Below are 7,483 nucleotides of genomic sequence, written 5' to 3' on the forward strand. Positions count from 1 at the left end.
ACCTCGTCGGCCAGTATCCAGGTGCCCGTCACGCGACAATGGTCCAGGATGCGCTGCTGTTCCTCACGCGTGAGGGTCCAGCCGGTCGGGTTATTCGGGGCGTTGATGATCAGGACCTTGGTGGCGGACGTGACGGCCGCCAGCAGCACCTTCATGTCCAACGTCCACACGCCATCGACCGGGCTCAGCGCCACGCACTTGACGCGAGCTCCCATGATGGCGGGCTGCGCCGTCAGGTTGGGCCACACGGGCGTCACGGCCACCACCTCATCGCCCGCATCCAGCAACTGCTGCATGGCCAGCATCAGCGCGTTGACGCCGCCGCTGGTCACGGCCACCCGGTCCACGCCAATCGGGCCGTGCCGCGCGCTCATGTAGTTCGATATCGCCTCGCGCAGCTCGGGCAGGCCCAGGTTATGGGAATAGAAGGTCTCGCCGCGCTCTAACGACTCGATGGCCGCCTGGCGAATGAAATCGGGCGTGACCTCGTCACTCTCGCCAAACCAGAAAGCCAGCACATCAGGTCGCCCCATGCCGGCGTTGGCGACTTCGCGGATACGGGACTCTTCGAGGTTCTGGATGACTTGGCGCATGGCAGGCTCAGATTGCGAATGGCTTATTGCACGGGGCGCTGCATCTTGCAGGTCGTGGGCTGCTCGGCACTGGCCGCAGCAATGGTCTTGATGACCCGAAAACCATAGCCCGAACCTTCGACATCGAACTTCACGCCGGGGCTGCCTTGTTTGTCCATGAGACCCACCACGAGCGGCTGCTGGAACTGGTGATCCGACGCCCGCATCGCCCCACTTTGCGAAGAAAAAGTGACTCTAGCCCGCTCCAGCTGTGCGGCGACCGCTATCGAATTCATAGTACCCGCCTTTTCAATCGCCTGCACCAGCGACTCCACCATCAGCTGCATGCGCATGTGCACGTAGTCGTCGGCCGGATTGGGGAAACGCTGACGAAACGACTGGTAGAAGGCTTCGCTTTGCGCGTTCTGCACATTGGGCAGCCAGTCGGCCACGGCCACCACTTTACCGATGCCGGCGTCGCCCATCGCAGCCGGTGCGCCCAGCGCATTGCCGTAGAAGGTGTAGAACTTGCCCTCAAAGCCGACCTCCTTCGCCGCCTTGACCAGCAGCGTCAGGTCGTTGCCAAAATTGCCGGTGATGACGGCCTGCGCGCCGCTGGCCTTGATCTTGGCCGCGTAAGGCAAGAAGTCCTTGACGCGTCCCATGGGGTGCAGCTCTTCGCCCACCACTTGCACGTCGGGACGCAGCAGTGCCAACTGGCGTTTGGCTTCGCGCGCCACGGCATGGCCGAAGCTGTAGTCCTGGCCAATGATGTAAACACTCTTGAGCGCTTTGTCCTCTTTCAGCACGTCCATCAAGGCCGTCATGCGCATGTCGGCATGGGCATCAAACCTAAAGTGCCAGAAACTGCATTTTTCATTGGTCAGAATGGGATCGACCGCCGCGTAGTTCAGGAACAGCACGCGCTTGCCCGGCTCGCGCTCGTTGTGCTTGTTGATGGCATCAATCAGGGCCGCGGCGGTGGCCGACGAATTGCCCTGCATGATGAACTGCGCACCGTCGTCGATGGCCGACTTGAGTGCCGACAAGGCCTCCTCGGTCTGGCCCTTGCTGTCGTAGCGCTCCAGTGCCAGCGGACGATTGCCGCCTGCCGCGCCCAGCCTCACGCCACCGCGCGCGTTGACGCGCTCCATGGCCCAGATCAGGTTGCGGAACACCGCCTCGCCGGTGTTGCCAAACGGGCCACTCAGGCTCTCGATCATGGCGACCTTGATCGGTGCGGATGTCGGTTGCGCCAGCGCCAAAACCGGCACGCATAGCGCCACCGCCAGCAATTTCAAGGCCTTGACCGAAAGAATAAACATATTGGAATCTCTCTTGAAATGAGGCACTTCACTCGCAGATTCGATACAAGCGGAGGTTCATGTCGGACGCCGCGCAGTGTACTAGGAGTTAAACCATGTTTTTTGCTACCACCGCCCCCGCCAGCCTTCGTCGTCATGCCTATTCACCGGCCGGCCGATCTCTGGAGCGTTTCCTCGAAGAAACTCAACTGGCAAGCCGTCAGAAATCATGCGCTGTGGCGCAAGACGAGAAGTCCTACACGCTGACCTTTGATGTGCCCGGCATTGCCAAAGACCAGTTGAACATCGGCATTGAAGGCTGCATCGTCCGCATTGAAACCAAGGAAGGCGCAGCACGCCAGTACAAACAAGCTTACGAGTTGCCGCAGGACATCGACGCCGCCAGCAGCGAGGCCAAACTGGAGAACGGCGTGCTCACGCTCAAGCTCGGCAAGCAAGCGCCGGTGAGCCGCGTGACCGCGTTGACGATTAACTAATTTGCTATCGAAAAAATAGCTGCCTGCGCAATAGATACAGGGGCTAGCGGCCTATTTAGAGCATAGCCAGCGGCCAGCGCGGTTTCACGTCAAAGGCGTAGACCTCGCTCGCCGTTTGCTGTCCGGACTGCAGTCGCATGGCGGCGGCCATGGCGATCATGGCGCCGTTGTCGGTGCACAAATGCAGCTCGGGGTAATGCACCCGCACCCGCCGTTTGGCGCACTCGCTATTGAGTTGCTGGCGCAGCATGCGGTTGGCGCCGACGCCACCCGCCACCACCAGCCGACTCAAATGGGTTTGCGCCAGCGCCGTCAACGACTTCTTCAGCAGCACCTCCACGATCGCCGCCTGCGTGGAAGCCGCCAGATCGGCCAGCACCTTCGCGGGCAAGGCATCGACCGCGCTGCCCTGCGCCAGCGCCAGCTTTTTGGCTTGCACCAGCACCGCAGTTTTTAATCCAGAGAACGAGAAATCAAGGTTGCCGCTGTTCAGCAAAGGACGCGGCAGCTTGAACGCAGTTGGGTCGCCCTGTTCAGCCAGCTTGGAGAGCGCCGGGCCGCCCGGATAACCCAAGCCCAGCAGCTTGGCCGACTTGTCGAAAGCCTCACCCGCCGCGTCATCAATCGTCTCGCCCAGCAGTTCGTAGCGTCCGACGCCATCCACCCGCATCAATTGCGTATGACCACCTGACACCAGCAGCGCCACAAACGGAAATTCAGGCGGATCGGCGCTCAAAAACGGCGACAGCAAATGGCCTTCCAGATGGTGCACGCCCAGCACAGGTTTGCCCAAGGCGGCGCCCAGTGCGCAAGCCACGCCCGCGCCCACAAGCAAGGCCCCGGCCAGACCGGGGCCGCGGGTGAAGGCCACCACATCCACGTCGGCCAAGGTTCGCGCGGAGGCGGCCAGTACCTGTTCGGTCAGCGGCAGCACGCGGCGAATATGGTCGCGGCTGGCCAGCTCAGGCACCACGCCGCCATAGGCCTGATGCATTTCGATCTGGCTGTACAGGGCGTCCGCCAACAGTACCGGTACTTCAGTGCCGCGCACCTCGACCAGCGCCACACCCGTTTCGTCACACGAGGACTCCATCCCCAACACCACCAAGTTTTTCGCCATAGGACCAGAGTTTAGGGGATGCCTGCTCGCCACAAACGGCCAGCAGGCCCGAAACTGGCCCGATTCTTGCATCGATCCGCGCATGAATGAAGCCCTGCGAATCGTCGTCGTTGCCCCCGATCTGGCCATAGCGGACCAGAGCGATGACTACGCGGTCAGCCAGGCCGAGCGCTCGCGCAGCCTGCGCATCGGTTTGCTGGAGAACGGTTTCAACCTGGTAGCCGTGCTGCCGGCCGACGTGTTTTTGCACGAGCGGCTGAACCAACTGCAGCCCGACATGATCATCGTGGACGCCGAGAGCGAAGCGCGCGACGCGCTGGAGCACGTGGTGATGGCGACGCGCGATGCGCGCCGTCCGATCGTCATGTTCACCAACGACAGCGACACGTCGCACGTGCGGGACGCGGTGGCGGCCGGCGTATCGGCCTACATCGTGGCCGGGCTGTCCAGCGACCGCATTCGCCCCATTTTGGACGTGGCCATGGCCCGCTTCCAGCACGAACAGGCGCTGCGCCAGGAACTGGCGGCCACCAAAACCGAGCTGCAAGACCGCAAGGTGATTGACCGGGCCAAGGGCCTGCTGATGCAGCGTCAGGGCTTGAGCGAGCAGCTCGCCTATGACAAGCTGCGCAAAGCGGCCATGGACAAGGGGCTGAAGCTGGCCGAGGTGGCGCAGCGCATGCTGGACGTGATGGATTTGTTGGGTTGACTATCGCGTCAACGTGGCGCCAGCCCCAAACCCGTCAGATACGCACCGATCGCCATTTCGGCCACGCTCACCAGCTCAAAGGCCTCCGGGGCCAGCAACCAGGTATGGATCAGCCCCACCACCAGCGCGTGCAAGCCCTGCGCCGCCGTGGACGGCTCCAGCCGCAAGGGCACGGCCCGACGCCTGGCGGCTTCCAGCAAGCTGCGCCGTATCTGGCGCACGCCGTCGGCCTGGCATTGCAGATGACGCGCCTTGACCGCCAGCAATTCATCGACGTACTCCACTTTGAGAGTGGCCACTTCGAACACGCGGCGCGTTCTCTGGTCCGAGGCAATTTTGCGCATGGCATCCAAAAGCGAGCCCTGCAACTCGTCCAAGGGGTCCTTGCCCGCATCATTCCCAATTTGGTGCAAGGCTTCTTCCATCGGCAGAGTAATGCGCTCCATCATGGCGTTGAACAGATCCGCCTTGTTCTTGAAATGCCAGTAAATCGCCCCCCGGCTCACGCCGGCGGCTTGCGCAATGTCAAGCAAGGCGGTACGCGAAACGCCTTTTTCGGCGAACATATGCTCGGCCGCATCCAGCAGTTGATGGCGGGTAGCAAGAGCGTCTTCCTTGGTGCGGCGAGCCATGGCGGGCATCTTTCAGTAAAGTAACAGGGCGTGGAAGGTATTTTTATACATTCAAGGCTGTATGTATACTCTAAAAACCCCGCCTCCCCATTTATTGGAACCACGCGGCAGAATCTGTTTCTCTGCTCTCTTTCTGGAAAAAAACCATGCCTGTACTGCGCGCCCGGCTTTCTCTTTCTATTGCTCCTGCCCTTCCCCGCCGATCGTCATGGCGCGCCAGTCTGGCCTGGCGCGCGCTTGGCCTGTCGGCCCTGCTGGCGGGCTGCGGTCAAAGCAACACCGCGCCAGCCGGTCCCGCCGGTGGCATGCCACCGGCCGAGGTCGGCGTGGTCACGGTCACCCCCCGCGATGTGGGCCTGATCACCGAGCTGCCCGGCCGCCTGGAGGCCTCGCGCGTGGCGCAAGTGCGGGCACGCGCCGCCGGCATTCTGCAAAAGCGGCTGTTTGTCGAGGGCAGCGACGTCAAAGTCGGCCAGTCTTTATTCGAGATTGATGCCAGCCCCTACCAATCCGCTTTTGCCAGCGCCCAGGGCAGCCTGGCCAAAGCCGAGGCCAACCTGATGCAAGCCAGTGCGCAAGCCGAGCGCTACAAACCGCTGGCCGAGGCCAAAGCCATCAGCCAGCAAGAGTTCGTGAACGCCCAGGCGGCGAGCAAACAGGCCGAAGCCGACGTCGCCATCGGCAAAGCGGCGGTGCAGACCGCACGCATCAACCTGAACTACGCCGCCGTCACGGCCCCGATCTCGGGCCGCATCGGCCGCTCGCTGGTGACCGAAGGCGCGCTGGTCGGCCAGGGCGAAGCAACGCCGCTGGCGGTGATCCAGCAGATCGACCCGATGTATGTGAACTTCACCCAATCGGCGGGCGACGTGATGAAACTGCGCCAGGCCATGGCGGACGGCAAGCTCAAGCGCGCGAGCGGCAGCAACGCGGCCAGTGTGCGCGTGCTGCTGGAGGACGGTAGCGAATACGCGCGCCCCGGCAAACTGTTGTTCTCGGACCTGACGGTGGACGCCACCACCGGCCAGATCACGCTGCGCGCCGAGGTGCCCAACCCCGGCGGCGCGCTGCTGCCCGGCTTGTATGTGCGCGTGCGCCTGGAGCAGGCGCAGGCCAGCAACGCCATCACCCTGCCGCAGCAGGCGGTGACACGCTCGCCGCAGGGCGACTCGGTGATGGTGGTCGGCACGGATGGCAAGGTCAAACCGCGCCCGGTGAAGGTGGGCGGCCAACAACGCGGCCAATGGGTGATCCTGGACGGCCTGAAGGCCGGTGAGCAGGTGATGGTGGACGGCTTCCAGAAGCTGCGCGGCGAGGCGCCGGTCAAGGGCGTGCCCTGGCAGGCGCCGGGTAGCAAGCCTGCCAGCACGGCCTCGGCCCCGGCTAGCACCGCCTCCGGCGCATCCCGTTAAGGAGCCCGCGCCATGGCGAAATTCTTCATTGACCGGCCTATCTTTGCCTGGGTGATCGCCTTGTTCATCATGGTGATGGGCGCCGTGTCCATCACCCAGTTGCCGATTGCGCAGTACCCGCCGGTGGCACCGCCCTCCATCGTGGTGTCGGCGGTCTACCCCGGCGCCTCGGCCAGGACGCTGGAAGACAGTGTGATCTCCGTCATCGAGCAGGAAATGAACGGCTCACCCGGCCTCATCTACATGGAGTCGGTCGCGCAGGCCAATGGCACGGGCCAGATCACACTGAGCTACGAACCCGGCAGCAATGCCGACCTGGCCCAGGTCGACGTGCAGAACCGCCTGTCGCGCGCCGCGCCGCGTCTGCCGTCAGCGGTGACGCAGCAGGGCGTGCGCGTGGACAAGTCGCGCAGCAACTTCCTGCTGTTCGCCATCCTGTCATCAAGCGACCCGGCCTGGGACCCGGTCGCGCTCGGCGACTACGCCTCACGCAGCGTCGTGCCCGAAATACAGCGTCTGCCGGGCGTCGGCCAGGCCCAGCTGTTTGGCACCGAGCGTGCCATGCGCATCTGGATCGACCCGGCCAAATTGCTGGGCGTCAACCTCTCGGCCGCCGATGTCACGGCCGCCATCCGCGCGCAAAACGCCCAGGTGTCCGCCGGCGAAATTGGCAGCCTGCCCAATGTGGCGGGCCAGGGCATCGCCGCCACGGTCGTGGTCAACGGCCAGCTCGCCAGCGTCGAGGAGTTCGGCAACGTGGTGCTGCGCGCCAACGCCGATGGCTCGACCGTGCGTCTCAAAGACGTGGCGCGGATTGAGCTCGGTGCGCAGGCCTACGCCACGTCGGCACGCTTGAACGGCAAGCCGTCGACCGGCATCGGCGTCCAGCTTGCGCCCAGCGGCAATGCCTTGGCCACGGCCAAGGCGATTCGACTCAAGATGCGGGAGCTGGAGCGCTTCTTCCCCAAAGGCATGACCTGGACGATTCCCTACGACAGCTCGCGCTTCGTGGACATTTCCATCCGGCAGGTGGCGGTAACGCTGCTGGAGGCCGTGGCCCTGGTGTTTCTGGTGATGTTCTTGTTCCTGCAGAACTGGCGTTACACCGTCATCCCCACCATCGTGGTGCCGGTGGCGCTGCTCGGCACCTTTGCCACACTGCTGGCCTTGGGCTTCTCGATCAACGTGCTGACCATGTTCGGCATGGTGCTGGTGATCGGCATCGTGGTGGACGACG

The 7,483-nt window shown here is 63.6% G+C and carries 8 protein-coding genes; 4 read left to right on the forward strand and 4 right to left on the reverse strand.

Translation table 11 applies throughout. From position 1 onward, the window contains the following. Positions 1 to 593, reverse strand: a 593-nt coding sequence (locus tag B3V69_RS07775) for an aminotransferase class I/II-fold pyridoxal phosphate-dependent enzyme (protein WP_296445347.1), incomplete at its 3' end; no start/stop codon positions are given. A gap of 23 nt (positions 594 to 616) precedes the next feature. Further along, the gene (locus B3V69_RS07780; protein ID WP_296445349.1) at positions 617 to 1,897 is read right to left on the reverse strand and encodes a branched-chain amino acid ABC transporter substrate-binding protein; all 1,281 of its coding nucleotides are present in this window, start codon (positions 1,895 to 1,897) and stop codon (positions 617 to 619) included. A gap of 95 nt (positions 1,898 to 1,992) precedes the next feature. On the opposite strand from B3V69_RS07780, the gene B3V69_RS07785 reads away from it, so the two are divergent. Beyond that, positions 1,993 to 2,373: an Hsp20/alpha crystallin family protein gene (locus B3V69_RS07785; RefSeq protein ID WP_296445351.1), complete on the forward strand. Its 381-nt coding sequence runs from the start codon at positions 1,993 to 1,995 to the stop codon at positions 2,371 to 2,373. 55 nt (positions 2,374 to 2,428) lie between these two features. Here B3V69_RS07785 and tsaD read toward each other — a convergent pair whose 3' ends face one another. Further along, positions 2,429 to 3,481, reverse strand: a complete 1,053-nt coding sequence (gene tsaD / locus B3V69_RS07790) for a tRNA (adenosine(37)-N6)-threonylcarbamoyltransferase complex transferase subunit TsaD (RefSeq protein ID WP_296445361.1) — start codon at positions 3,479 to 3,481, stop codon at positions 2,429 to 2,431. A 94-nt stretch (positions 3,482 to 3,575) separates the two neighbouring features. On the opposite strand from tsaD, the gene B3V69_RS07795 reads away from it, so the two are divergent. After that, positions 3,576 to 4,202: an ANTAR domain-containing response regulator gene (locus B3V69_RS07795; RefSeq protein ID WP_296445353.1), complete on the forward strand. Its 627-nt coding sequence runs from the start codon at positions 3,576 to 3,578 to the stop codon at positions 4,200 to 4,202. 8 nt (positions 4,203 to 4,210) lie between these two features. Here B3V69_RS07795 and B3V69_RS07800 read toward each other — a convergent pair whose 3' ends face one another. Further along, positions 4,211 to 4,834, reverse strand: coding sequence for a TetR family transcriptional regulator (locus B3V69_RS07800; RefSeq protein WP_296445355.1), 624 nt, complete (start codon positions 4,832 to 4,834; stop codon positions 4,211 to 4,213). Positions 4,835 to 4,980: 146 nt separating this feature from the next. On the opposite strand from B3V69_RS07800, the gene B3V69_RS07805 reads away from it, so the two are divergent. Together B3V69_RS07805 and B3V69_RS07810 are read left to right on the forward strand one after the other, a co-directional pair. After that, a complete protein-coding gene (locus B3V69_RS07805; RefSeq protein WP_296445357.1) occupies positions 4,981 to 6,246 on the forward strand; it encodes an efflux RND transporter periplasmic adaptor subunit in 1,266 nt (421 codons plus the stop codon). A 12-nt stretch (positions 6,247 to 6,258) separates the two neighbouring features. Continuing rightward, a partial coding sequence (locus B3V69_RS07810) for an efflux RND transporter permease subunit (RefSeq protein ID WP_296445359.1) occupies positions 6,259 to 7,483 on the forward strand: 1,225 nt, incomplete at its 3' end.

The organism is Rhodoferax sp. UBA5149 (assembly GCF_002413825.1).
Lineage (GTDB): Bacteria > Pseudomonadota > Gammaproteobacteria > Burkholderiales > Burkholderiaceae_C > Rhodoferax.

Excerpts from the sequence above, each read along its gene's own strand:
- B3V69_RS07780 (WP_296445349.1), bottom strand. The coding sequence starts at position 1,897 with ATGTTTATTCTTTCGGTCAAGGCCTTGAAATTGCTGGCGGTGGCGCTA.
- B3V69_RS07785 (WP_296445351.1), top strand. The coding sequence starts at position 1,993 with ATGTTTTTTGCTACCACCGCCCCCGCCAGCCTTCGTCGTCATGCCTAT.
- B3V69_RS07795 (WP_296445353.1), top strand. The coding sequence starts at position 3,576 with ATGAATGAAGCCCTGCGAATCGTCGTCGTTGCCCCCGATCTGGCCATA.
- B3V69_RS07800 (WP_296445355.1), bottom strand. The coding sequence starts at position 4,834 with ATGGCTCGCCGCACCAAGGAAGACGCTCTTGCTACCCGCCATCAACTG.
- B3V69_RS07805 (WP_296445357.1), top strand. The coding sequence starts at position 4,981 with ATGCCTGTACTGCGCGCCCGGCTTTCTCTTTCTATTGCTCCTGCCCTT.